Origin of the sequence: Enterococcus sp. C102(2024) (assembly GCF_040888205.1) — a bacterium.
GTDB classification, from domain to species: Bacteria; Bacillota; Bacilli; order Lactobacillales; family Enterococcaceae; genus Enterococcus; species Enterococcus faecalis.
This window is the reverse complement of sequence record NZ_JBFOHH010000007.1, coordinates 12,127-37,031: the sequence shown is the minus strand read 5'-3', so window position 1 is coordinate 37,031 and position 24,905 is coordinate 12,127. Positions and strand designations below refer to the sequence as shown.

The 24,905-nt window shown below is 37.7% G+C and carries 25 protein-coding genes; 5 read left to right on the top strand and 20 right to left on the bottom strand.

The window, feature by feature from the left end; all coding sequences use genetic code 11:
- Positions 1–198 precede the first annotated feature (198 nt).
- Both AB3I34_RS12545 and AB3I34_RS12540 read left to right on the top strand, forming a co-directional pair.
- Positions 199–825, top strand: a complete 627-nt coding sequence (locus AB3I34_RS12545) for an MBL fold metallo-hydrolase (protein WP_002356716.1) — start codon at positions 199–201, stop codon at positions 823–825.
- Between the two features lie 40 nt (positions 826–865).
- Positions 866–1,576 (top strand): histidine phosphatase family protein, encoded by a 711-nt coding sequence (locus AB3I34_RS12540; RefSeq protein WP_010712674.1) that lies wholly within the window; start codon positions 866–868, stop codon positions 1,574–1,576.
- 49 nt (positions 1,577–1,625) lie between these two features.
- Here AB3I34_RS12540 and AB3I34_RS12535 read toward each other — a convergent pair whose 3' ends face one another.
- The 5 genes from AB3I34_RS12535 to AB3I34_RS12515 all read right to left on the bottom strand — a co-directional run bounded on the left by AB3I34_RS12535 (position 1,626) and on the right by AB3I34_RS12515 (position 6,870).
- Entirely contained in the window at positions 1,626–2,474 is an 849-nt protein-coding gene (locus tag AB3I34_RS12535) for a MurR/RpiR family transcriptional regulator (RefSeq protein ID WP_002385762.1), read from the bottom strand.
- A gap of 86 nt (positions 2,475–2,560) precedes the next feature.
- Entirely contained in the window at positions 2,561–4,015 is a 1,455-nt protein-coding gene (locus AB3I34_RS12530) for a PTS transporter subunit EIIC (protein ID WP_002384222.1), read from the bottom strand.
- Between the two features lie 22 nt (positions 4,016–4,037).
- The gene (gene murQ / locus AB3I34_RS12525) at positions 4,038–4,928 is read right to left on the bottom strand and encodes an N-acetylmuramic acid 6-phosphate etherase (RefSeq protein ID WP_002381571.1); all 891 of its coding nucleotides are present in this window, start codon (positions 4,926–4,928) and stop codon (positions 4,038–4,040) included.
- Positions 4,903–6,012, bottom strand: a complete 1,110-nt coding sequence (locus AB3I34_RS12520) for a DUF871 domain-containing protein (RefSeq protein WP_010712675.1) — start codon at positions 6,010–6,012, stop codon at positions 4,903–4,905. The genes murQ and AB3I34_RS12520 overlap by 26 nt, the downstream gene beginning before the upstream one ends.
- A gap of 297 nt (positions 6,013–6,309) precedes the next feature.
- Entirely contained in the window at positions 6,310–6,870 is a 561-nt protein-coding gene (locus AB3I34_RS12515; protein ID WP_025189410.1) for a PTS glucose transporter subunit IIA, read from the bottom strand.
- Positions 6,871–6,985: 115 nt separating this feature from the next.
- Between AB3I34_RS12515 and AB3I34_RS12510 the strand changes: the two genes are divergently transcribed.
- Positions 6,986–7,816: an undecaprenyl-diphosphate phosphatase gene (locus AB3I34_RS12510; protein ID WP_002356708.1), complete on the top strand. Its 831-nt coding sequence runs from the start codon at positions 6,986–6,988 to the stop codon at positions 7,814–7,816.
- A 38-nt stretch (positions 7,817–7,854) separates the two neighbouring features.
- Here the strand turns inward: AB3I34_RS12510 and AB3I34_RS12505 are convergent, their stop codons facing one another.
- The 3 genes from AB3I34_RS12505 to AB3I34_RS12495 are packed head-to-tail and all read right to left on the bottom strand — an operon-like array spanning position 7,855 to position 10,329.
- Complete coding sequence (locus AB3I34_RS12505) at positions 7,855–8,640, bottom strand: ChbG/HpnK family deacetylase (RefSeq protein WP_010712677.1); 786 nt, start codon at positions 8,638–8,640, stop codon at positions 7,855–7,857.
- Between the two features lie 18 nt (positions 8,641–8,658).
- A complete protein-coding gene (locus tag AB3I34_RS12500) occupies positions 8,659–9,282 on the bottom strand; it encodes a DUF47 domain-containing protein (RefSeq protein ID WP_010712678.1) in 624 nt (207 codons plus the stop codon).
- Positions 9,283–9,294: 12 nt separating this feature from the next.
- The gene (locus tag AB3I34_RS12495) at positions 9,295–10,329 is read right to left on the bottom strand and encodes an inorganic phosphate transporter (RefSeq protein WP_002356704.1); all 1,035 of its coding nucleotides are present in this window, start codon (positions 10,327–10,329) and stop codon (positions 9,295–9,297) included.
- 210 nt (positions 10,330–10,539) lie between these two features.
- On the opposite strand from AB3I34_RS12495, the gene rpsT reads away from it, so the two are divergent.
- The gene (gene rpsT, locus AB3I34_RS12490; protein WP_002356703.1) at positions 10,540–10,791 is read left to right on the top strand and encodes a 30S ribosomal protein S20; all 252 of its coding nucleotides are present in this window, start codon (positions 10,540–10,542) and stop codon (positions 10,789–10,791) included.
- 86 nt (positions 10,792–10,877) lie between these two features.
- Here rpsT and AB3I34_RS12485 read toward each other — a convergent pair whose 3' ends face one another.
- Positions 10,878–11,435 (bottom strand): acyl-CoA thioesterase, encoded by a 558-nt coding sequence (locus tag AB3I34_RS12485; RefSeq protein ID WP_002382741.1) that lies wholly within the window; start codon positions 11,433–11,435, stop codon positions 10,878–10,880.
- A 168-nt stretch (positions 11,436–11,603) separates the two neighbouring features.
- On the opposite strand from AB3I34_RS12485, the gene AB3I34_RS12480 reads away from it, so the two are divergent.
- Positions 11,604–12,545: a ketopantoate reductase family protein gene (locus AB3I34_RS12480; RefSeq protein ID WP_010712679.1), complete on the top strand. Its 942-nt coding sequence runs from the start codon at positions 11,604–11,606 to the stop codon at positions 12,543–12,545.
- Positions 12,546–12,596: 51 nt separating this feature from the next.
- Here the strand turns inward: AB3I34_RS12480 and holA are convergent, their stop codons facing one another.
- The 11 genes from holA to AB3I34_RS12425 all read right to left on the bottom strand — a co-directional run bounded on the left by holA (position 12,597) and on the right by AB3I34_RS12425 (position 24,891).
- Positions 12,597–13,625, bottom strand: coding sequence for a DNA polymerase III subunit delta (gene holA / locus AB3I34_RS12475; protein ID WP_002364451.1), 1,029 nt, complete (start codon positions 13,623–13,625; stop codon positions 12,597–12,599).
- 57 nt (positions 13,626–13,682) lie between these two features.
- On the bottom strand, positions 13,683–15,947 hold the full coding sequence (locus tag AB3I34_RS12470; RefSeq protein WP_313909132.1) for a DNA internalization-related competence protein ComEC/Rec2: 2,265 nt from the start codon (positions 15,945–15,947) through the stop codon (positions 13,683–13,685).
- Between the two features lie 34 nt (positions 15,948–15,981).
- A complete protein-coding gene (locus tag AB3I34_RS12465) occupies positions 15,982–16,485 on the bottom strand; it encodes a ComE operon protein 2 (protein ID WP_002356697.1) in 504 nt (167 codons plus the stop codon).
- A 122-nt stretch (positions 16,486–16,607) separates the two neighbouring features.
- Positions 16,608–17,285, bottom strand: a complete 678-nt coding sequence (locus tag AB3I34_RS12460; protein WP_025189411.1) for a helix-hairpin-helix domain-containing protein — start codon at positions 17,283–17,285, stop codon at positions 16,608–16,610.
- 62 nt (positions 17,286–17,347) lie between these two features.
- Positions 17,348–18,418, bottom strand: a complete 1,071-nt coding sequence (locus AB3I34_RS12455) for a SepM family pheromone-processing serine protease (RefSeq protein ID WP_025189412.1) — start codon at positions 18,416–18,418, stop codon at positions 17,348–17,350.
- Positions 18,405–18,896, bottom strand: coding sequence for a pantetheine-phosphate adenylyltransferase (gene coaD / locus AB3I34_RS12450; protein WP_010712683.1), 492 nt, complete (start codon positions 18,894–18,896; stop codon positions 18,405–18,407). The genes AB3I34_RS12455 and coaD overlap by 14 nt, the downstream gene beginning before the upstream one ends.
- 1 nt (position 18,897) lies before the next feature.
- Entirely contained in the window at positions 18,898–19,476 is a 579-nt protein-coding gene (gene rsmD / locus AB3I34_RS12445; protein WP_320338128.1) for a 16S rRNA (guanine(966)-N(2))-methyltransferase RsmD, read from the bottom strand.
- A gap of 74 nt (positions 19,477–19,550) precedes the next feature.
- Positions 19,551–19,901, bottom strand: coding sequence for a YlbG family protein (locus AB3I34_RS12440; RefSeq protein ID WP_002359714.1), 351 nt, complete (start codon positions 19,899–19,901; stop codon positions 19,551–19,553).
- Positions 19,891–20,325, bottom strand: coding sequence for a YlbF family regulator (locus AB3I34_RS12435; protein WP_010712685.1), 435 nt, complete (start codon positions 20,323–20,325; stop codon positions 19,891–19,893). The genes AB3I34_RS12440 and AB3I34_RS12435 overlap by 11 nt, the downstream gene beginning before the upstream one ends.
- Positions 20,322–21,446: a CAP-associated domain-containing protein gene (locus AB3I34_RS12430; protein ID WP_010712686.1), complete on the bottom strand. Its 1,125-nt coding sequence runs from the start codon at positions 21,444–21,446 to the stop codon at positions 20,322–20,324. The genes AB3I34_RS12435 and AB3I34_RS12430 overlap by 4 nt, the downstream gene beginning before the upstream one ends.
- A 16-nt stretch (positions 21,447–21,462) precedes the next feature.
- Positions 21,463–24,891, bottom strand: coding sequence for a pyruvate carboxylase (locus AB3I34_RS12425; protein WP_010712687.1), 3,429 nt, complete (start codon positions 24,889–24,891; stop codon positions 21,463–21,465).
- Between the last annotated feature and the right edge of the window lie 14 nt (positions 24,892–24,905).

The window sequence follows — 24,905 nt, the reverse complement described above, 5'->3', positions numbered from 1 at the left end:
ACATGAAGATTATACATAAACTTTCGCTTAATAACTATAAAAATGTGATTTTTTTTAAAAAAATACGTGTTTAAACAAGCAAAAACCGAACATTCTAAGAATGATTTATTTTTTCTTTGGATAAACAAGAAAACTTTCTATTCTTAAGATTCTTCGGTATACTTGAAGAGAATCGTTAGAACTTTAGGAGGTCCTGAGATGATACAGATCGAACAAATTAGAACAGGTGTTATTCAAGAAAACTGTTATCTTGTTTATAATGAAGAAGCATTATTAATTATTGATCCAGGTGCAGAAGGAGCAAAACTAATTCAAGAAATTACCCGTTTAGGGAAGAAACCAGCCGCTATTTTATTAACACATACTCACTATGATCATATTGGTGCGGTAGAAGAATTGCGCCATCATTATCAAATCCCTGTTTATGTTAGTCCATTAGAACAAGCGTGGCTTTCCAATCCTATTTTGAATCTTTCAGGATTAGGCAGACATGATGATATAGCAAATATTATTGTTCAACCCGCCGAACATGAATTTAAACTAACCGATTATGAAATTGGCGGCATGAAATTTTCCGTAGTCCCAACACCTGGTCATTCAATTGGTAGCGTCAGCTTTGTCTTTGATGATTTTGTTGTTGTTGGGGATGCATTGTTTAAAGGTAGTATTGGTCGTACTGATTTACACACTGGTGATATGCAACAATTATTACACAGCATTACGACCTATCTATTCACTTTACCAGAAGAATTTCCTGTTTATCCAGGCCATGGTGATGCCACGACCATTCAACATGAAAAAGCCACAAACCCATTTTTTAATTAGAGATTTATTCACTATTTAAAGAAACTTAGGAGGAGTAGCAATGACTGAAGCAACGACACTTTATATTATTCGTCACGGAAAAACGATGTTTAATACGATTGGCCGTACCCAAGGCTGGTCAGATACCCCCTTAACCAAACAAGGAGAAGAAGGCATTTATCATTTAGGCTTAGGTCTTAGGGACATAGACTTTAAGGAAGCCTATAGTAGTGATAGTGGTCGTGCCATGCAAACCGCTCAGATTATTTTACAAGAACATCAAAACCACCAAAAGATTCCTTACCTAACCGATAAACGAATTCGTGAGTGGTGTTTTGGTTCTTTAGATGGTGGCTATGATGGTGAACTTTGGGGTGTGGTGCCACGCATTTTAGCTTTTAAAAGTTATGAGGACATGATGACCACGAAGATTACCTATCGTGACCTAGCAAATGCTATTATTGAAGCCGATACCGCTGACTGGGCGGAGCCTTATGAAGTTATCCGTGATCGTGTTTGGTCTGGTTTCGAAGATATCGCTCATCATCGAGAAAAAAATGGTGGCGGCAAAGTCATGGTGGTTTCCCATGGACTAACAATTTCCTTTTTACTTTCCTTAATTGATGCAAGTTTGCCTATGCAGATGGCGCTGGAGAATGGTAGCGTGACGACCTTAACTTACGAAAAAGGAACATTTACCATTCAAGGAATTAATGATATTTCTTATATTGAAAAGGGAAAAAAGATCGCTGAAAAGCGCCGTTTATTGTAAAAAAAGAGAAGGCTATCTGTCAAAATGACAGATAGCCTTCTCTTTTTGTTTATTCTTTTAAACGTTCTACATTCTTTCTTGAGATTTGAATTTTTTCTAAGGTTTCCTTATAGTTTTTTGCTGCATAAGCAAAAAATAAAACATCGACTACATACAATTGTGCCACCAAGGAAACAGTAGCCGCACTTCTCAATGGCACGTCTTCCCCACTAGAGGTTTGAAGGACGATATCACTTTTTTCACCAATCACTGATTTTTCATCTTGTGTGATACTAACAATAGGAATCCCTTGCTGCTTCGCTAAATCAGCTAAAGTACTTGCTTCTTTATTCGTTCCAGAATTAGAAATAACAATAAAAACACTAGGCTTTTCTGTTGAGCCTAACATGGAAGCAAATAAATGATGATCCAATGTTGTAAATACCGTTCGGCCTAATCGCGTAAACTTTTGATAAATATCTTGAGCAACCAACGAAGAGGCGCCCAACCCATAGACAAAAATTACTTCTGTTTTTTCCAACAAATCAACGGCTTCATTCACTGCGACATCCTCTAATGTCTGACCGCTTCGCTCAACCACATGAACAAAGCGCGCCTGTAACTTTTGTTTAATATCAGCTGTTGATTCCCCTTTAGTAACTTCAGTGTACATTTGCTGCTTCATTTGGCCAAGATTTGCAGATAATAAAAGTTTCAACTCTGTGAAGCCATTCACATCCATAGAATGACAAAAGCGAATAATTGCCGCTGGACTTGATCCTGCTTGTTTCGCTAGCTCTTGCGCATTCATTGAAATAACTGTTTCTGTATTTTTTAAAATATATTCTGCGATTTTTCGTTCTGATTTTGGTAATTGTTGTAGACGATCTTGGATAGATAAAACAATATTTTGTTGCATAAACATCCCTCCTGATACACCATTTCCTACGCAATTAAATTTTAACAAAGAAAAAGGGAGAAGCCAAGTTCTCCTTTTTCTATTTATTATTTAGTTGTTTGCATATCTTTAGGAATCCCAAAGAATAACGTTGCTACAAACCCACCTGCGTAAGCGGCCAATAAACCTAATACATAAGCAAGCCATTGGTTGTTGGCAATTAATGGAATTAAAGCCACCCCACTTGGTCCAATAGCAATCGCACCAACATTACCGAAGGCACCGATTACTGCACCACCAATACCACCGCCGATACAAGCAGTAATGAATGGACGTCCTAATGGTAAAGTAACTCCGTAGATTAATGGTTCACCAATACCTAAAATTCCAACTGGCAAGGCACCTTTAATCATTTCAACTAATTTTTTATCTGATTTACAACGAATCCATAATGCTAAAGCTGCACCAACTTGTCCCGCACCAGCCATGGCCAGAATTGGTAATAACAAAGTCATCCCTGTTTGATTAATCATTTCAATGTGGATTGGCGTCAAAATTTGGTGTAAACCAAACATTACCATTGGCAAGAAGGTTAAACCAAGAGTAAAGCCAGCAACCATGCCACCTTTTTCTAAGACAACATTGATAATACCAACTAAGCCATTAGAAATAGCTCCGGCTACAGGCATGATTAAGAAAATAGTTGCTAAGCCAATCACTAAAAGTGAAATGGTTGGCGTTACGATAATATCAATTGATTCTGGGACAATTTTATGCAATTGTTTTTCTAACAATGATAATAACCATACGGCAAAAATAACACCGATAATTCCGCCTTGTCCTGCAGATAATGTTCCCCCAGTGAAAATATTACTGATTGGAGCATCCGGATTCATTCCTGTCAACATTGTGACTGCCCCAATAACACCACCCAACGCTGGCGTTGCACCAAAAACGCTGGCACTGTTAATCCCAGTGTAAAGAGCTAAATAAGCAAAAATCCCATTTTTAATGATATTTAAGACATCAATATATTGTTGCCATGAAGCTGAAATATCACCAGCAACAACTAAGTTAGACATAACAGCTGCAATCCCGCCAATAATACCAGCCCCAACAAAGGCAGGAATCATCGGAACAAAGATACTAGAAATGGCTTTTAACACTTTTTTAAATGGTGAAGTGTTATTTTGTTTCGCTTTTTGTTGTGCTTTCATTTGAGCGGCTTTTTCTTCTACTAAATCTTTTCCAGATTTGCCTACTGAAGCATCAGTTGCGGTGTCATGATTAAATGGTTCTCCCAATTTGACACCTGCTTGATCTACCATTTCTTGTGCAACCTTGTTAACAGTACCTGGACCAACAACTACTTGTAACGTATCATCTTCTACGACGCCCATAACGCCATCAATTTTTTTCAATCCTTCAATATCCACTTTGTCATAATCGCGGATATCCATACGAACACGAGTCATACAATGAATGACTTTGTCCACGTTTTCTTGACCACCAACTTCTTTATAAATCCCATCAGCAATGCGTTTAATTCTTTCTTCTGCCATGTTAAAACACCCTCCTAATTCCTTAATTTAATGTATTCTTGATAAATTGATTCCCGTCAATTAATTTTTGTGTTGCTTCTTCTTTAGTACTATCAGTTAAAATCATTACAATTGCTAACTTCACATTTTCTTCTGCCTCTACAAATTTTAGTTCGGCAACTTCATAACTACAACCCGTTGCTTCCATAATAATCCGTTTGGAACGCTCCACTAATTTTTCATTGGTTGGTTTTACATCAACCATTAAGTTATTGTAGACTTTCCCAATACCAATCATGGAAATAGTTGATAACATATTTAAAATCAATTTTTGAGCTGTCCCAGATTTCAAGCGAGTCGAACCTGTTAAAAATTCAGGTCCTGCATCTACTTCAATCGGCATTTGCGCATATTTACTAATTTCGGCATTTTTATTACATGCCACAGTTGCGGTAGCTGCTCCCACCGTTGTAGCATATTCTAAACCGCCAATTACATAAGGCGTCCGACCACTGGCTGCAATCCCAACAACAATGTCATTTGCTGATAATTTTAGATCAACTAAATCTTGACGACCTAGTTCTTTTGAATCTTCGGCACCTTCTACTGCGACAGTCATTGCTTTTTGACCACCAGCGATGAGGCCTTGAACCATCTCTGGCTCGACGCCAAAAGTTGGTACGCATTCGGCTGCATCTAAGACACCTAACCGACCACTCGTACCAGCGCCCATGTAGATCAAGCGGCCGCCTTGATTGAAGCTTTTGATGATGGCTTCTACCACTGGTTCAATGGCTGCTAATTCTTGACCCACTGCAATTGCAACTTTTTGGTCTTCTTGATTCATTTTTTGTAAAGCTTCTTTGACACTCATCTCATCTAAGCCCATTGTATTTTCATTTCTACGTTCAGTTGTTAAGTTTTCTAAATTCATTTTCTATCGTTCCTTCCGTGACTAGCGTAAATTGATTGCCTGCCTTGATTAACGGCAATATCGTTTGATCTTTTTCAATAATTCGTGTAATCGTATTGACTTTTTCATCTTTCGGCAAGTCCACAAGTGTGACTTGAATTTCTCCCATATAGCGACCATATTTTTCATTATCAATCGTTACGGTTCCCACTGGACGTGCTTCAGTCTGCTCTGACTCAATCGTTGCAATTTCATCTTTTCTGAACATTTCACTCGTTCTTGATAATTCACTCCGCAAAACATCTCTTGCAGCATCTAAACGATTGGTATGAGTCCCAAGTATTCGCTTCAAATAGCGGCTCTTGTTAGGTGCTACTTCTAACAGAAATTGATTGGTTTGGTAATAATAACCAAATTGAGCCATGGTTCGCTCACTAATTGTGGGATCACCAATATAAACAGCATCGACATAAGGATCAGCCATCAAACCAACGGCAGCGGCGAAAGGATTTTGCCCCCGATGTTTTTCTAATGTTGGTAAACCAGCAAAAATTGGGCCTCTTGTTTGCCCATCTCCTGGCACAAAAGTAAAAACTTGTAAGCCTAATTCTTTAAGCCAGCGGTTCTTTTCATTAAAAAATGTTGTTCCAATGCCTGTTTCAGGTCTTGGATAATAATTATGCCAAGCTTCTAAGCGAGAAAAGTCCGCTTGGTGAGCCTTTAACTCAGCCACTTCTTCCAGTGTAATGGTACTAGCATTCAATCCTATATCAATCTTATGTGAAGCATGAGCCATTTGTTCTATCGTAATGCCATAGTCCATCCGAAGGCCAGTTACGCCCAACTCGATTAAAGGCTCTAATTCATCGAAAGAAAAACCCGCTCTTTTTAACGCTTCACCTGAAATATCTACCATAATTTTCATTTTTTCTGCCTTAGCAATTGCCCCTAAATCAGTCAAGCGTTGGCGATAACGGGAAGTATCATCTTCTGGAATGTGTAAAGAAGTGAAAATACCATCAAATCCAAGCGCTTTCATCTTTTTGATATAAATAATTGTATCGTTTGTAATCTCTTCACCAAGAAAAACTGAAATACCATACATCTTTTTAGCTCCTCTCTAATACGCTTTCATTATAACTTGTTTGAAATAAAATTTCAACTATTTTTCTAAATATTTTTTAATTCCAAAATAAAATTTTATTCATGTTCAAAAAAAAACGAGCGTGGAACAAAAATCACTTTGGATTTTTGCTCCACGCTCAAAAACTGATAAACGGCGGGAACAGAACCAACTCCTTCGGAAATAAGCCGAAATTCTCCAAAAATCAAAGATCAATTTTCGGAAATTTCTTCTTATTTCTCGGAGCTAAACGGTTATGTCCCGACCTCGTCTAATGCATTAATTGGCTGTGGCAGAGCCAACTGGTGTACCAGCTGTAACCATGCCAGTTTTCTCTAACGAAAATTGTGCTACTTTATCCATGTTGGTAATAATGACAACCATTTCAGTTCCTTTACCAGCTGCTTTAATTGCTTCTAAATCAGCAATTGCGACCACCGTATCTGCAGTCACTTGGTCGCCTTCTTTCACTTTAATAGTGAACGGTGCCCCATTTAACTCCACCGTATCGATACCCATGTGTAATAAAATTTCAAGGCCGTTTGTCATTTTTAAACCAATGGCATGTTTTGTTTGGAAAACGCTTAAAACTTCTCCTTCAATAGGTGCATAAATTTCACCATTTTCTGGAACTACTGCATAGCCATCTCCCATCATTTTTTGTGAAAAAACAGGATCATTCACTTCACTAATTGGGATAACGGTTCCATTGGCAACGGCATACATTGTATTATTTTCGACAACTTCATTCTTTTTCTTCAAAAATCCAAACATTTCTCTTCCCCCATTTTTTAAAGTATCACTAGTATAGAAAAAAGTTTCATGAATTACAAGTGGCACCTTTGTATAATTCTAAAATTTATTTTAAAATAAGAATTTGCATTGGCATTTACTTTGTCAGCGGGTATACTTATACTTGATGTATTTTGCATTTATTTCAGAAAGGAATGGTGACATGCTTTTTGCTAACCTATGGAAAGCAATTATTCTTGGTATTATCGAAGGAATTACCGAGTGGCTTCCAATTAGTAGTACCGGACATTTAATTTTAGTGGATGAGTTTATTAAACTCGATCTAAGTAAAGATTTTATGGAAATGTTCAACGTCGTTATCCAATTGGGAGCGATTATGGCGGTTGTTATTTTATACTTCCACAAATTGAATCCTTTCTCACCAAAGAAAAATGGCGAAGAGAAAAAAGATACTTGGATTCTTTGGTCTAAAGTCTTAGTCGCTTGTTTACCAGCGGCAGTTATTGGTCTAAAATTTGATGATTATTTAGATGCACATTTTTATAACTTTTTAACAGTATCGATTATGTTAATTGTTTATGGGATTGCTTTTATTATCATTGAAAAACGAAATAAAAATGTTGCACCGAAGTGTACTAATCTAAAAGACTTCACTTATAAAGCCGCTTTAATCGTTGGTGCTTTCCAAGTACTGGCATTAATTCCAGGAACTTCACGTTCAGGAGCGACCATTTTAGGGGCAATCTTAATTGGGGCCTCACGTTTTGTTGCAACAGAGTTTTCATTTTTCTTAGGAATTCCAGTAATGTTTGGAGCAAGTTTTTTAAAAATCTTTAAATTCTTGGCCAAAGGAAATACGTTTGGGTCAGAAGAAATCATTATTTTATTAACTGGCTCTATTGTTGCCTTCGTTGTTTCCATCATTGCGATTAAATTCTTATTGAATTACTTGAAGAAAAACGATTTTACAGTTTTCGGTTGGTATCGTGTAATTTTAGGTGCGATTTTAATTGGCTACTGGTTATTCTCATAAAAATAAAACCGTTGCTTTCACTGTTGAAAGCAACGGTTTTATTTTTTTAAATCACCAAACGTTATTCGCTCAATCCCCTGTTCTTCAAACCACTGACGAACACGAGGATCACAAATCGTTGCTAATTCTTTGCAGCGTAAAGTGGTATAAGAAGAATTGTCTAACACAAATTGATCCAAATACCCAACATCAAAATGCATCTCAGCAATTGCCGATTCCGGCATCCGTAATAAACCAAAGTCGTCTTCTAAAAAATTCTCCACTGATACGCCTTCGTGAATATAAGATAACGCTCCAGACTCTAACAAATATGTCACCTGGAAATAACCTTGTTGCGGTGGATATTCTTTTTCCCCACTATATTTTAGGGTTGTATGAAGTCCGTACTCTTCTGCTAATTCTAAAAATACTTGATCAACCACTTCATCACCAATCGAATGGCAATCAAAATGTTCAGGATAATGTCCAGTTAGTTCCTTAAAGCGCGTCAATTGCGCAATCGTTTCAAGTCGTACTTCTTCATATACGAAGGTTACTTGCTTTTGTTGACGATAATAAGAAGAGCGATGAAAATTGCCTTGTTCATCTACCAGTGAAGGAATCACACATGGGTCCGCGCAAGGTTTCCCTAGTAAAAAATTCGTATGCTGGCCTACAAATAAACCCGGATAATTTTTTGCTAACGCAACGGCGTGTTCTGCTGTTGGTAAATTGGGCATTAAAAGTGTCGACGTCGTTAAACCATCGACATAACTTTTGATAATGCCATGATTAATCGCTTCTGACATCCCAAAATCATCAGCATCAACAATTACTTTAACCAACAGCTCCCCCTCTTTTCTTTACGTATTTTTGATGACAATTCCGACAATAATATTAACAGCTGATTCACAATCATTAATTGTGCGCTCAAGCTGATCGTAAACATCTTTCCACTTGATAACTTTTAATAAATCTTTTTCGTTAGTCATCAAATCTTTCATGGCGCTACTGTATAATTTATCGCCTTGAGATTCAATCGTATTCACTTCATCAATCAATGAAACTAACGTTTTAGAATTCTTAAATTTTGCAAATTCCTTCGTTGCTGATTTAACGCCTTCTGTCGCTTTAACAATATAAGCAGTTAATTCTAGCGCAGGCGCAATCATTTCTTCGACAACTAAATGATCAAGTAAATAAGACAAACTATTAATGCTATCGATAATGTTATCTAAGTGATCCGTAATATCGACAATATCTTCTCGATCAATCGGCGTAATAAAGGAAATATAGAGTTCATTTAAAATTTTGCGAACAATTTCATCATTCTCTTTTTCCAATTGATGAATCACTTCTGATTTTTTTACTAAGTTTTCTAATGAATAATTGTTTACAATTTCTTGCAAAACCTTTGCCGCTTCATAAGCATTTGTTGCTAACTGGTTTAATTCTCCAAAATAATCAAATTGTTTTTTACGTGCCATGTTTTTCTCTCCTTAAAAAATTGCAATAAATAATTTTGACATCACATAAGCGATGAGTCCACATCCTGGGAAAGTTAAAATCCATGCTATCAGCATTTCTTTCACGATACGCCAGTCAACACTTGAGATTCGCTTAGAAGCACCTACTCCCATAATCGCTGTCGTTTTTGTATGAGTAGTTGAAACTGGAATCCCAAAAGCCGATGCTAAAAATAAACAAATAGCCGTGCTTAAATCTGCAGTGAAGCCTTGATAGCGTTCGAGTTTTACCATATCCATCCCGACTGATTTAATGATTCTCATGCCGCCCACAGAAGTTCCAATGCCCATTGTAATGGAACACAGAACCATAACCCATAACGGAATCACAAAACCGCCACCTGTTTTTTCGACTAAATTATTATAAAAAAGCACTAACATGAACACGCCCATAAATTTTTGCCCATCTTGCGCACCATGTAAAAAAGCATTAGCTCCCGCACCAAAGGCTTGCCCAACTGTAAAAAATTTGTTGGCTTTTCTTCTAGGCACAGCCGAGAAAGCTTTCACAACAAGTTTGGCAATCAAATAACCGCCGCCAAAGCCCATAACGGTAGAAACAACTAGACCAACAAGCACTTTGATCCATTCCGAGCCATTGACTGCACCCAAACCACCTAATGCCATTGCCGAACCAGTCAAGCCAGCAATTAACGCATGGCTTTCACTTGTGGGAATACCAAAATACCACGCAGCAACTGCCCAAACCACAATTGAAAAAAGCGAAGCAGCCAAAGCCACCTGTGAAGCGTTTCCATTTGCGTCAAAACTAACAATGTTACTAATCGTTTCAGCTACTTGAGCATTAAAAAAGGTCATGACTAATGCACCTAAAAAGTTCATCACAACAGCCATCCAAATTGCGACATTCGGTTTTAACACCCGAGTCGAGACAGCGGTTGCAATTGCGTTCGGCGCATCCGTCCAACCGTTAACAAAAATCACACCCATTACCAAAGTAATCGTTACCAATAATGCAATACTCACAAAGACACCACCATTTTTCATTTATCTATTTTATCATAGCATGTTTTAAAAAAAATGTATGCTTTTTTCTTAAGGCTCTGGCAAATTTTCTTATTTTTTTCTTGAAATTGTCTGTTAAGGAAAAAAACTTGTCGTCTTTTATTGCAATGGAACAATGGATTAGGTATAATGATTACTGTTGAATTACATTGGCTGACCAGTGTAAAACCTAAATCATCGGAGGTGAAACAAATGCCAAATATCGAATCTGCAATCAAACGCGTACGTACAAGTGCTAACGCGAATGCGAAAAATTCATCTCAAACAAACGCAATGCGTACAGCAATCAAGAAATTTGAAGAAGCTGTAGCTGCTGGAGCTGATAACGTCGATGCTTTATACAACGAAGCTGTTAAAGCTGTTGATATGGCTGCAACTAAAGGTTTAATCCATAAAAACAAAGCTAACCGCGATAAAATTCGTTTAAGCAAATTAGCTAAATAATGTGAGATAGAAGTTAGCATTCATGTTAGCTTCTTTTTTCATCAAAAAATGTCCAAGTCTGTTTTCACAAAGACTCGGACATTTTTTTATAAAGGTGAATCAATCCACGGTAAATCCGTTGTGAGATGTTGACTAAATAATTTAGTCTCTTCTCGCAAAGCTAAACGTTGTTGTCGTCTCGTTTCGTAATTGGAACAAATCAACTTTTCTTCTGCAGTTTCTGGGACGACTGCCGCTAATTGGAAGTCACTTTCAGGATTCATATGAGACGGAATGGCTACAAAAGTTGTAAAACAAGTCGCCGCTAAATAACGCTCTCCAGTTGTTAAATCTTCTCCTACAACTTTAACAAATACTTCCATCGATTTATGATGCACGCCAGAAACAAACGTTTCAACACACACTGAGTGATTTTCTTTTAAAGGTTTTAAAAAATTCAAGTTATCTAAAGATGCTGTAACTGCCCCTCTCCGACAATGTCGTGAAACGGAAATGGATGCGGCATCATCAATTAAAGACATTAATTTCCCACCAAATAGTGCACCAAAGGGATTTAAATCAAAGGGAAATACACGATGTGTTTGAATCACTCGTGATTCTCGACAAAATTTTTCTTTCGTCATTAACGATTCCTCTACTTTCATTTATAAACTTTTCCACGCTTTACTTTAGCTTACTTTACCATTTGATGCAATCCTTACTTTTTAGGAAACATTTAAAAAATAACAAATTTGCAAGTCCCATTTATTCATTTTTAAGAAAGTTGCTGTATAATAATAACGGTTAAAGAACTTTTAAGGAGATGGATACACATGAAAATTGCAATTGCTGGTGCCGGCGCTATGGGCAGCCGTTTAGGAATTATGTTGCATCAAGGCGGAAATGATGTAACTTTAATCGATCAATGGCCCGCGCACATTGAAGCCATTCGTGAAAATGGTTTAATCGCTGATTTTAATGGAGAAGAAGTTGTCGCAAAACTACCAATCTTCTCACCAGAAGAAATTGACCATCAAAATGAACAAGTTGATTTAATTATTGCTTTAACCAAAGCACAACAATTAGATGCAATGTTTAAAGCGATTCAACCAATGATTACTGAAAAAACGTATGTACTATGTTTATTAAATGGCTTAGGTCATGAAGATGTACTAGAAAAATATGTGCCAAAAGAAAACATCTTGGTTGGCATTACCATGTGGACAGCTGGTTTAGAAGGACCGGGACGTGTTAAACTTTTAGGTGATGGCGAAATTGAATTAGAAAATATTGATCTTTCTGGTAAAGAATTTGCTTTAGAAGTCGTTGATGTCTTCCAAAAAGCTGGTTTAAATCCAAGCTATAGTAGCAATGTTCGCTACTCTATTTGGCGGAAAGCCTGTGTCAATGGCACGCTAAATGGTTTGTGTACAATCCTTGATTGTAATATTGCCGAATTTGGTGCACTACCTGTTAGTGAATCCCTTGTTAAAACATTAATCAGTGAATTTGCAGCAGTCGCAGAAAAAGAAGCCATTCATTTAGATCAAGCAGAAGTCTATACACATATTGCTCAAACTTATGATCCAAACGGTATTGGCTTGCACTATCCATCTATGTATCAAGATTTAATTAAAAATCATCGTCTCACAGAAATTGATTACATTAATGGTGCTGTTTGGCGCAAAGGACAAAAATACAACGTAGCAACACCTTTCTGTGCCATGTTGACACAGCTTGTTCACGGAAAAGAAGAACTATTAGGAGCTAAATAAAAAGAAAGTGCCAGAGACAATCGTCATACAACGATTGCCTCTGGCACTTTCTTATTTTGCTTGTGCAGTCAATTTTAAAATAAATAATTGGAATAGTAATTCTTTATCCATTTGGCCTGTTTTCATGCGGTAATCATTTTCAACTAATTCATCATAAAGTCTTTCTAATCGAGACAATTCAAATCGTCGGACTTGTTGTAACGCTAACTTGACTCGATAAGGGTGAACCTTTAATGTATCAGCGATATTCGCTTGTTGATAGCCCATCTTAGCCAAAATTTTTGTTTGCAGAAAAAGGCGAATCTGATTCAATAAGATTGCATTTAACTTAATGGTTTCTTCTCCTTGTAAAAGTAAATCTTCATACAATTGAACAGCTTTTTCACTGTTTCCAGAAAGTACTTCGTTGGTTAAATCAAAAACATTATGTTCCAAAGACTTAGGGACTAATTCTTGAACCGCACCTCGTGTAATTGTCTTCGTTTCAAGGGCATATAAATACAGCTTCTGTAATTCTCCCATAATTTTTGATAAGTTCAAGTCTGTCAATTGAAGTAATAAATCAAAAGCATCGGAGCGAATAGTGTACCCTTCGCTCTCAATCGTTTGAGAAATGTACTGACGAATAGCCTTTTCATCCATTGGATTGACGTCAACTACTGTGGCATTTTTTTTCAATGCTTTGGTAACTTTTTTGCGTTCATCTAATTTTTCATAAGAGGCCATAAAAACAAGAACAGTTGTTGGTGATGGACTTTCCAAATAATTCAATAAAAGATTGACATCATGTTCCACACCGTTTGTTTTTCTTTCGGCAGTTAAAAAGTAAGGATTTTCCACAAAGACAAGGCGATAATCACCAAAAAACGGAATTGTTTCCGCTTCAGCAATCGCTGCACTTAAAGGTGTTTCCTCCATATCAAATGAGAAAAAGTTAAATTGATCATCCTCTTCCGTCAACAATTCTTTCATCAATGTTGTTTTAAATAATTCAGTTAAATAAAGTTCTGTTCCTATTAATAAATACACTGGAGCGATTTTTTGCTCTCGCACTTCTTTCAAAGCTTTTTGTAACTCCATTGGCTCGCTCCTTTTCTCGTTTCTCTTGTTTATCCTATCATGTTACTTCTGGAAATACTAGTCTTGTTCTTTAACAAATTTGGCTTTAGAAAGCCCTTGCCAAGGTAACCATTGATAATAAATCATTCCTTGAAGATCGGTCCGATAATAATTTATTTTTTGCTCCTCCAGCGTCGCTAATGTCTCCTGATGAGGATGTTTAAAACGATTATTCAGTCCAGCTGAAATCAATGCTTCTCGCGGATTAAGCTGTTTGATAAATCTTTTAGTAGACGACGTTTTACTACCATGATGACCGACTTTCAAGATGTCGATTTTCAACTGGGGATAGCGAGCCAACACTTGTTCTTCTCCTTCGGCTTCCAAGTCACCAGTAAATAAAAAATGCCGTCCGCCTAATTGTGTGGAAAACACTATCGAGTCATTATTGCCCCCAATACTGCTCTTATTTGGCGATAAAATTTGAAAAGAAACGGGCCCATTAATTCGCTTGGGCGCTAAAATTGGCCGACAGTCTGTTCCGCTTTTTTGGAGTTGTTTCAAGACTTGGCGAAACGAAAAATTGGCTTCAGCTGCTCCTTTAGGAAAATAAATAACAGAAATTGGAACCTTCTGCGCAATGGCTAATAAATCACCAAAATGGTCTTCATGTGCGTGTGTGATGATCACTTCATCTAAACGTTTGACCCCTTGACTTTTGAGAAAAGGAATCACTGAATATTCCGCTCCTGATCGACTATTTTTCCGTTGCCGCCAAGCTTCTTTGTCAAAAGACAACCGACCACCTGTATCGATCAGTGTATTTTTTCTGTGAAAAGGCGCTTGGATAAACAAACTATCCCCTTGGCCTACATCGATCATTGCAACAATGCCAATTGGCGAAAGGTATTTACTATTTATCAAAACAATTAGTAGTCCGATTGAGAAAAAAATTTTTTTAGACTTGTCTGCTAAATAAATCATCGAAAGACCGATTAGTAATAACAAACTAATTTGTATCCAAGCATTTAAATAGCCGATGGTCAGCTTCGGATTTAAGTGAACTAGCACCCACTCAAATAAGCCATTCATTGTTAAAAATAGTGGTTCGAGCAAGGCTGCTAAATAACGTGCTGGCATAATAATCACTAGAAAAAAGCTCAACGTCAAAAGCGGTAACAAGAACCGTTCAAAAATTGGTAACAAGAGAAATGTTAAGAAACTTCCTAACAAGGGCCATTCATAAAATGATTGGACTAAAATAGGTAAGGAAGCCACAGCCAATAGGAAAGAGCCTAAACAATTTTTAATGAAAGGCGAAGAATAATCAACCAATGTTTGCTCTAAAAACAGCAGAACAAAGGAAAGTAAGTAACTAAATTGACCGCCGACTGAAAAAAAGAGGGTTGGCTGAACAATCAAGTGCACTAAGAGAGTTAAACTCCAACAATCGAGGGCCGGAACCTGCCAATTAAACCGTCGATTGAACGTATTGAGGTTTGTTTGTAAAAGCGCCCGCATGACACTGACTGAGAATCCTGTTAAACCAGCATATATTAGAGAAAAACCGCATTGCCACAAAAAATAACTTTCTTGCGTTCGGCGAGCGATTCTTAGCATCAGCAAGCGAAATAAACGAAGGAAAAAAGAAACATGCATCCCTGACAAACTAAAAAGATGCACAATGCCTAATGCTGAAAATTTATCGCTTATTTCAGCAAATTCTTCATTACGAAAACCTAAAAGCAACGCATTCATGTACATTGCACTAGTCTCAGCAAAATTTTTCTGAATATGTACCATCGCCCACTTCCGCCAGCCGCTAATGATTTCTTTAAACCGCCAAGAAAAAAAAGGACGCGGTTGTCCTATCTCCTCAATGAATAAAATAGCTTCGATTCCTTGATTCTTTAAAAATAGTTGATAATTGAAGCCATTTTTGTTGGTTTGACCTTGGGGCGAGTCTAAAATACCTACAGCGGTTGCCTGAATGGTTGTGGTTAGTTGTTGCCATTGCTGTTTTTCTTTCACACTTTTTAATTGATAAAATGCCATCACTTTCTGCCTTTTGCCTTTTACGATCCAATTGGCAGGAAATTTCACTTGATCGCCATCTACTTGTATTTCATCTGGTAATATCGTTAGCTGTCCTGATAAGCGGACTTCTTTAGGCAACAAAGAGACTGGCTTTAACCACTGGAAAATCAATACGCCTCCTACTATTAAAAAACTGCACAAAAAACCTCCCAATATAACAGGAAAACTTTTTGTACAGACAATACGGATAACAGTGATAGAAAGAAGAAGAGCTCCTAATAAACTAGGTGCGAAAAGACACCACAGCCCACAACTAATCAGCAGAGCTATGAAGAACCAATTATTCCTCAGCTGAGGAAGGATTGTCCTCAAGCGTGGCAAATTCTTCTCCCCATTGTAATTCGGCAAAATATTTTGGTACTAAAGTCACTTTTTCAACCGTGGCTCCTACTTGTTCAATTAAATTTAGGGCGTACGCATCATTACGGTAATCCTTTAAATAATAAATCTTTTTAATCCCTGCTTGTAAAATCATCTTTGTACATTGCAGGCAAGGGAAATGTGTCACATAAATTTCTGCCCCTTCTGTAGGGACGCCAAACTTCGCACATTGTAAAATTGCATTCATTTCTGCGTGGATTGTTCGAACGCAATGATTATCAACAACATAGCATCCTTCATCAATACAATGCGTTCCGCCACTGACTGAACCATTGTAACCTCCTGCAATAATTCGTTTGTCGCGAACAATGGTTGCTCCGACAGTTAACCGTGTGCAAGTACTTCTTAATGATAATAAGACGCTTTGTCCCATAAAATATTGGTCCCATGGAATTCGTTCCATAATAAACCTCCTTTATTTTTAATGACTCCTGTGTTCGATTTGCCAAATCATTTAATCTTATTACAAATAGTATGTTATCCGCATCCCATAGTCAAGAATTCTCAGGAATTTTCTGTTAAAAGTTAGCCAGTCACTGTCAACATGTCTTTTAAACGTTCTACTGTTTTCTCTCCAATACCTGGAACATTTTTCAGTTCCTCGACGGTTTTAAACGGTCCTTGTTCGTCACGAAAACGAATAATCTCTTGTGCTTTTTTCGCACCGATTCCTGAAATCGTTTGTAGCTCTGCTTCTGTTGCCGTATTAAGGTTGATTTTTTCCTCCTGATTTTGCTGAGCAGGTGCCGATTCCTGCAGCGTTTCTAATGACTGTGCCACTGCTTCTCCTTTTTTGGGCACGTAAATAATCATTTGATCTTTTACTTTTTGAGCGTAATTGACCTGGGCAGTATCAGCTTCCTCGCTCACGCCTCCAGCTAAAGCTAAAGCATCCCAAATCCGCTGCTGATTTTTTAGTTGATAGATTCCTGGTACTTTCACTGCGCCTTTAATATCAACATAGATCATTGTTTCTGCCCTTTCTTTTGTGGTATCTGTGGCGACCTCTGCCATAGTGGTCAGACTTGTCTCCTCCCAGATTGTGGTGTCTACTCGTGGCTCCTTATTAGCCATCAAATAAATGCCCACTAATAGAGTTATCAAAATAACTATAGACGCGCCACTACCTAGCAATAGCCACTTTTTAGGTAACTGTTTCAACCAATCCATCGTTTGTCCTCCCTTCAAAATATAATTACGCATTTTTTAACAAAAAAATGCACCTGGACCAAAAATCACTAGTAATTTTTGGTCCAGGCGTACTTTTATTTTAATTTCTCTAGATAGTTCAAGGCATCTTGAACCGTTTTTACTGGGACAATTTTCATTTTTGTCCCAATTTTTTTCGCAGCTTCTTGTGCTTCTTGATAATTCGATTTGATTTTTGGCTCAACTTTTTTCATTTCTGAAGTTATTTCATCATCAGGTGCAAAGAAAATTTCTGCGCCGTTCTCACTGGCAGTTACAACTTTTTTGTCAATGCCTCCGATTCTACCAACGATTCCTTGACTGTTCATCGTACCTGTTCCAGCAATTTCATGACCTTTACGTAAATCTTTATGACTTAATTGTTCATAGGTCTGCAAAGTAAACATTAAACCAGCCGATGGCCCACCAATATCACCCGCTTCAATAGATACTGGGATAGAAGAATCAATTTCTGTATGGTCAGTCAAACCAATACCAATCCCCGCTTTTTTATCTGTTGGCAATTCAATTAATTTGCCGGTCGCTTCTTTTGCTTTGCCATCTTGAATAAATTGAACAGTGACTTTTTGATTCACTTTTTGTGCTTTAATGTAATTCATTAATTCTTCACTGCTTTTAAATGATTTACCATCCACGCCTGTCACGGTATCGCCAACTTCAATTTTTCCTTTAAAACTTGAGTTGTCTTCCATCGCTAACACATAGACGCCTTTAAATTTCATCTCATATGGAACCTTCGCTAATTTTAAGGCTTGCTCAATTGCAGCGTTTTTTGAGGAATCCATATAATATTGTTGAATTCGATTATATTCGCTATTACTACTATCCCCCATTAATTCTTTTTTGGACATGACTTCTTGAAAATCCGAAAAGTTTGCTTTTATGGCAGAAAAAACAGTGGCCGAACGAATGCCCACCGTTGTTAAATAAAAAGCACCGGACTGCGTATCTTTTTTCCCATCAACAGTTACAAACTCTTTTAAATTTTCTGTCGTTCCTGGTCCTTCAATATAATAAGGAATTGGGACGATAAACAAACCAATTAGCAGCAATGCCAATACCATTGGAATGAGTGATTTAAACGAAAATTTTTCTGTTTTTTTATTCATTATTTTAGCTCCAGTCATTCTTCTTTTGTTTTAACGCATGATAAATATTGGGAGGAAGATAGTCAGACACATCGCCCCCAAAACGTAAAACTTCTTTTAGTAAACTGGAGCTTACATGTGCATATGGTTCTTCTGCTAATAGAAAAACCGTTTCAATTTTTGGCGCCAGATGTTGATTCATTTTAGCAATGTCTTTCTCGTACTCGTAGTCTTTGACGTTTCTAATGCCACGAATCAAAAAATTAGCCCCTAATGATTTTGCACTTTCCACAGTTAACTGGGTTTCTTGCATGATAACACGCACATTTGGCATTTCTTTAGTTGCTTCTTCAATTAAATATTTTTTCTCTTCTGGCGTAAATAATGTTTGCTTACTTGTATTTATAAAAACGCCAATAATGACTTCGTCAAATAACTTCGCACTGCGTTCAATCAAATTTAAATGACCATTTGTCATCGGATCAAAACTTCCGGGAAATAGAGCAATTTTACGCATCCTACGCCTCCTGACGATAAATCGTTACTTGAGTGATTCCGTAAACGGTTTCTCTTGTTTTTTCTAGTGTACCAATCGTTTCTGGTAACTTGACAGTTTTATCTGTTTCACAAACGATAACGGCTTCGTTTGTTAATAACTGCCGTTCTAACATCTTTTCTAATTGTGAAACAATTTCTTGTTTGGCATAGGGCGGATCCAATAAGACCAAATCAAATTGTAGCTTCTCTTCATAAAACTGTTCTAAGGCACGATTAGCATCCATTTTTCTAACTTCAAATTTTTCTGGTTCTTTTGTAATCGCAATATTTTCTTTAATTACTTTTAGTGCAGCAAAATTCTTTTCAATACAAACACTTTTATCCATTCCACGAGAAACGGCTTCAATCGCTAACCCGCCACTTCCTGAATATAAATCCAGCGCCATTCCACCATCGAAATATGGACCAATCATATTAAAAATAGATTCTTTTACTTTATCTGTTGTGGGCCTAGTATTGTCGCCATCTAACGCTTTCAAGCGCCGGCCACCATATTCTCCAGAAATAACACGCATTGTTTTGACTCCTTTATCAATCATTCTTTTATAATTCATTATAACAAAAAGAGTGAAAAATGTTTGAAATTTCTCATAACATTTCTCACTCTTTTGCATTAGACATTCTCTGCTAAGCGAATCTCTGTAGATAATTCCTCTACTACATAGCCATCGTCTTCTTGTTCTTGATAAGCCGCTTTGGTACCAATTTTTTCAGCAAAATTCATTTCGACATCTGGTCGATACGATTTATCGACACTACGAACAAAATGTAACTGATTAATTTTTTCCATGTTACTTTCAATATTTTCTTCATTCATGTAAATCACTACATATTTCATTTTTCGTGAAACATAGTGAATCAGTCCATATCGGCGTAACTGTTTTAACGGTTTTAATGTGTATACCCAAACAATTAGGCAACGACGCTCTTGAAGCGTAAATTCTTTTTCTTCTTTAGCTTGCATGGCAGCTTCCTCCACAACCTGAATGTTTCTTTCCTCGTTCAAAGAAAGGATTTCCAGCATCTACTTTAATATCTTCAGAAATTAGTTGGGCAATCTTTAAACCAATTGTATCTAGCAACGTTTGAACGTTTGTCTCAGCAAAACGATAGTTTGCAACGATTTCATTTAAATCAAGCGCCCGCTTTGCTTTACGTAGGGCTCGTTGTTTCTCCCGAAAATCGGGTGCATGAATTCCATAAGCTTCTACTCGTTCAAAAGCTGACTTAGCTTCTAAAAATGCTTTTTGTAACTGAGCAACTTCCGCCGAAGCATACATGGCTTTTTTTGTTTCTTTATAGTTTTGAACAGCATCACTTTCTAAAAGTGTTGAAATTAAGCATTCTGTTTGATCTTCAATTGCAAATAAATGTTCTGTCACAATCATAACTTTTCACTACTCTCCGTGATTTGCCTATTTTCTGGTCGTTTCTCTAATAAGACTAACACACCTTCATTGGAAAAGGCAACGCCCAATTCTGTCGTTTCTGACTCAGCAAAATAGCTATCATATTGCGGGTCCGAAAACCATGACAAAATAGTAAAGGTACTATCATAAACAGGTTCTTGGAAAATACCTGTCGGTTCTCTCAACGAAAGTTTGCTCGTTTTAACTAATAAAGAAAATTCATCCTTAGTCAACTGAAAGGGATGAATAGCCGTATGTTCCTCTCTTGTTTGTAACAATTCCGCTTGTCGATTTGCCGACAAAATTGTTGATGTATGGTTAGCCAGCGTTTGATACAATGTTTGGGCATCTTTTTGACTTTGTGTGGAAACTGAAAAAGCAGCTTGCTTCTCTTGCTGTTTAACCAGATTCATGACATAAATCGCTTGGTTACTTTGAACAGGATCGAAGGTCATTGACTGCGTTATATCAACTGGCAAAGGAGAACCTTCATTTAATTGATACGGCATTTCCGTAAGCAACGTTTCTTTATTGACATAATTAACTGCCATCAAACCACCTGTCCGCTGATTAAAAAATAACACTGCAAAACTGCCATTATCAAAAGCAACCAGTGGTCGATAGTTCATATCTTCTTCCATCAGCTCGACATCGTAAGCTTCATGATGAAAATTAAATGCAAAATTCGAATAAATCGTCATTAAATCAGACAAGTCAGCAAGCTTCATATCTATCTTAAACGGTTCTATCATTTTGTCATTGTTAAAGGCCTTAATTGCGATGACTTTATTTTCTCGAACGTTGACTTCTAAGTAATCATTCATCGTCAAACCGAACGTCCATAATTCATACGTACGACCTGTTTTAATTTTTTCTTTAGGATTGCCAAACTGGCGGATAAAGGTTTCCACATCTTTCCCTATGTATGCTGCGTAGCCAGAAGCTGGCAATTCTTCATGAGGAACAGCGGTGTGAGCGCTGGATAAGCGCCCACTTTGAGCTGTTTCGGTTGGTTTTTCAGCAGGGAAAAAAACTGGCTCTAAATATCCGATGAGTAGAACTGTTAAAAAAACAGCAGTAAAGGCCCAAAATCGCTTCATTTTTTCCCCTCTCATCTTATTTTTCTTTTACTTCTAATAACAAATCACCTGAGCTGATTGCTTCGCCTTCTTCAACATAAATGTGATCTACCGTGCCCGCAAAACGTGCTTCGATAGTCGTTTCCATTTTCATGGCTTCTGTAATCAGCAACGGCTGACCTTTTTCTACTTTATCGCCACGTTTGACCAATACTTGTAGAACAGAACCAGACATCGTTGCGCCGATTTGTTCTTTATTAGTTGGTTCCGCCTTTTGTTTTACTTGAACAGCTGACTTAATAGAGGCATCTTTAACTAAAACCTCACGACGTTGCCCATTCAAATTGAAGAACAAGACACGGTTTCCGTCAATATCAGGTTCGCCAATTTCATCTAAACGAATAATTAACGTTTTTCCTCGTTCAATTTGAACTTCCAATGTCTCTCCTTGACGAATACCATTAAAGAATGTTGGCGTATCTAATAAGGTTATATCTCCAAAGGTTTCGTATTTTTGACGATACTCTAAAAATACTTGTGGATACATTAAATAACTTAAAACTTCTTCCAATTTAGGTTGATACCCAATTTTTTCGGCTAATTCTTCTTGTACTTTCGCAAAATCAACTGGTGCTGCTAAGTCACCTGGCCGCTCTGTGAAGGCTGGTCGACCTTTTAGAATAATTCGTTGGAGCTCTTTCGGGAACCCACCAACTGGTTGACCTAAATCACCTTGGAAAAAAGTCACAACTGATTCAGGAAAACTTAGTTCTTCACCACGCGCATAAACATCTTGTTCTGTCAGATTATTTTGAACCATGAAGAGTGCCATGTCTCCCACGACTTTTGAAGATGGCGTCACTTTTACAATATCGCCAAACATCAAATTCACTGTGTGATACATTTTTTTGATTTCATCCCAACGGTGTCCTAAGCCTACCGCTTTTGCTTGCTGCTGTAGATTAGAGTATTGACCACCAGGCATTTCATGCATATAGACTTCTGTTTGCGGGGCATTTAACCCATTTTCAAATGGTTGATAATACATGCGCACATCTTCCCAATAATGATTGATTTTCTGTGCATTATCAATGTTAATAGTTGGCGTCCGTTCACCATTGACTAAAGCATAATATAGACTGTTCATACTTGGCTGGCTAGTTGCGCCACTCATCGCACTCATTGCGACGTCAACAATATCAACGCCTGCTTTAGTAGCCGCTGAATAAGTGATGATCCCATTGCCACTAGTGTCGTGAGTGTGGAGATGAATTGGTAAATCCGTGGCTGCCTTTAATTCACTAATTAAACGATAAGCAGCTTGTGGTTTCAATAAGCCAGCCATATCTTTAATCGCAATGATTTGTGCACCTAAATTTTCCAATTCTTTAGCCATATCAAGGTAATATTGAACATTATATTTTGCTCGGGCTGGATCATTGATGTCCCCAGTATAACAAATTGCTGCTTCCGCAATTTTTCCGGCATCCCGAACGACTTGAATACTTTTTTCCATTTGAGGAATCCAGTTTAAGCTATCAAAAATTCGGAAGACATCGACTCCTTGGCGAGCGGATTCTTTAATAAATTCTTCAATAACATTATCAGGATAATTTTGATAGCCTACCGCATTAGAACCTCTGAACAGCATTTGTAAAAGTGTGTTTGGCATCAACTGACGAATTTTTCTTAAACGTTGCCATGGGTCTTCGGTTAAGAAGCGATAGGCAACATCGAACGTAGCGCCACCCCACATTTCACTAGAAAACAGCTCAGGCAGGGCTGCATCAGTTAGACCAGCAATTGCTTTAAAATCTTGTGTTCTCACACGAGTAGCTAATAAACTTTGGTGCGCATCACGGAACGTGGTATCTGTCATTAACACACTTTCTTGATTCTTAACCCAATCGATGACGGCGGTTGCTCCTTGAGCGTCTAGAATATTTTTAGCTGTGATCACTTTTTCTGGAACTTCAATATCTGTCGGCACGCGCGGAGCTTCAAAATATTTTTTCTCCGTTCGTTCAATGCCAGGGAACCCATTGACCGTTACTTCTCCAATGTATTTCATCGTTTTATTGCCACGATCGCGCATACGAGGAAATTCAAATAATTCAGGTGTATTATCAATAAAGGTTGTTTTGGCTTCGCCAGATTGAAACGCTGGATAGCTCACAACATTTTGTAAAAACGGAATATTTGTTTTCACGCCACGAATCCGAAATTCTTTTAAGCAGCGTTGCATTTTACTGATTGCCTGTTCAAAAGAGAAACCATGCGTACAGACTTTAACCAATAAAGAATCAAAGTAGGGCGTCACAGCGTAGCCAGAATAAGCATTCCCTACATCTAAACGCACACCAAAACCACCTGGTGAACGATACGTATCAATTTTCCCTGTGTCTGGCATAAACTGGTTCAGTGGATCTTCAGTCGTAATCCGACATTGAATAGCTGCGCCTTTTAATGTCAATTCGTTTTGTTTTGGCAAATGCATATCTTTATGCAAATCAAGCCCTTGCGCAATTTGTAATTGAGAGATCACAATATCAATATCTGTAATCATTTCTGTGATAGTATGTTCTACCTGAACACGAGGATTCACTTCAATAAAATAAAACTGATCCCCTTCTACTAAAAACTCAACCGTTCCCGCATTCACGTAGCCGACATGCGCCATTAACTGCACAGCAGCCGAACAAATGGCTGCTCGTTGTTCTTCATTCATTGATACACATGGTGCGACTTCTACCACTTTTTGGTGGCGCCGTTGAACGGAACAATCACGTTCAAATAAATGCAAGACATTCCCATGATGATCGCCTAAAATTTGTACTTCGATATGTTTAGGATTAGAAATATACTTTTCAACATAAACCTCGTCAGAACCAAAGGCTGCTTTCGCTTCACTTTTTGCTCTTTCGTAACCTTCTCGTGCTTCTTTGGCATCGTGGGCAACGCGCATCCCGCGACCGCCGCCACCTAAAGCAGCTTTAATCATGATAGGAAAGCCATGCGTTTCACCAAAAGCTACGACCTCTTCCACCGTTGCTACTGGCCCATCTGAGCCTGGAATCGAAGCAATCCCCGCAGCTACAGCTGCTTCTTTCGCTTTAATTTTATCGCCAAAAATATCTAAATGATGTGTTTTAGGTCCAACAAAAATGATTCCTTCTTCTTCACAACGTTCGGCGAAGCGTAAGTTCTCAGATAAAAAGCCATAACCAGGATGAATGGCATCTGCTCCCGATTTTTTGGCAATTTGGATAATATTTTCAATGTCTAAATAGGCTTCAATTGGTTTTTTCCCTTTACCAACTAAATACGCTTCATCTGCTTTGAAACGATGAACAGAATACTCATCTTCTGCAGCATAAATCGCTACTGTACGGATATCTAATTCTGTACAAGCTCTAAAAATTCGAATCGCAATTTCGCCACGATTGGCAACTAATACCTTTTTCATAACGTCACTCCTAC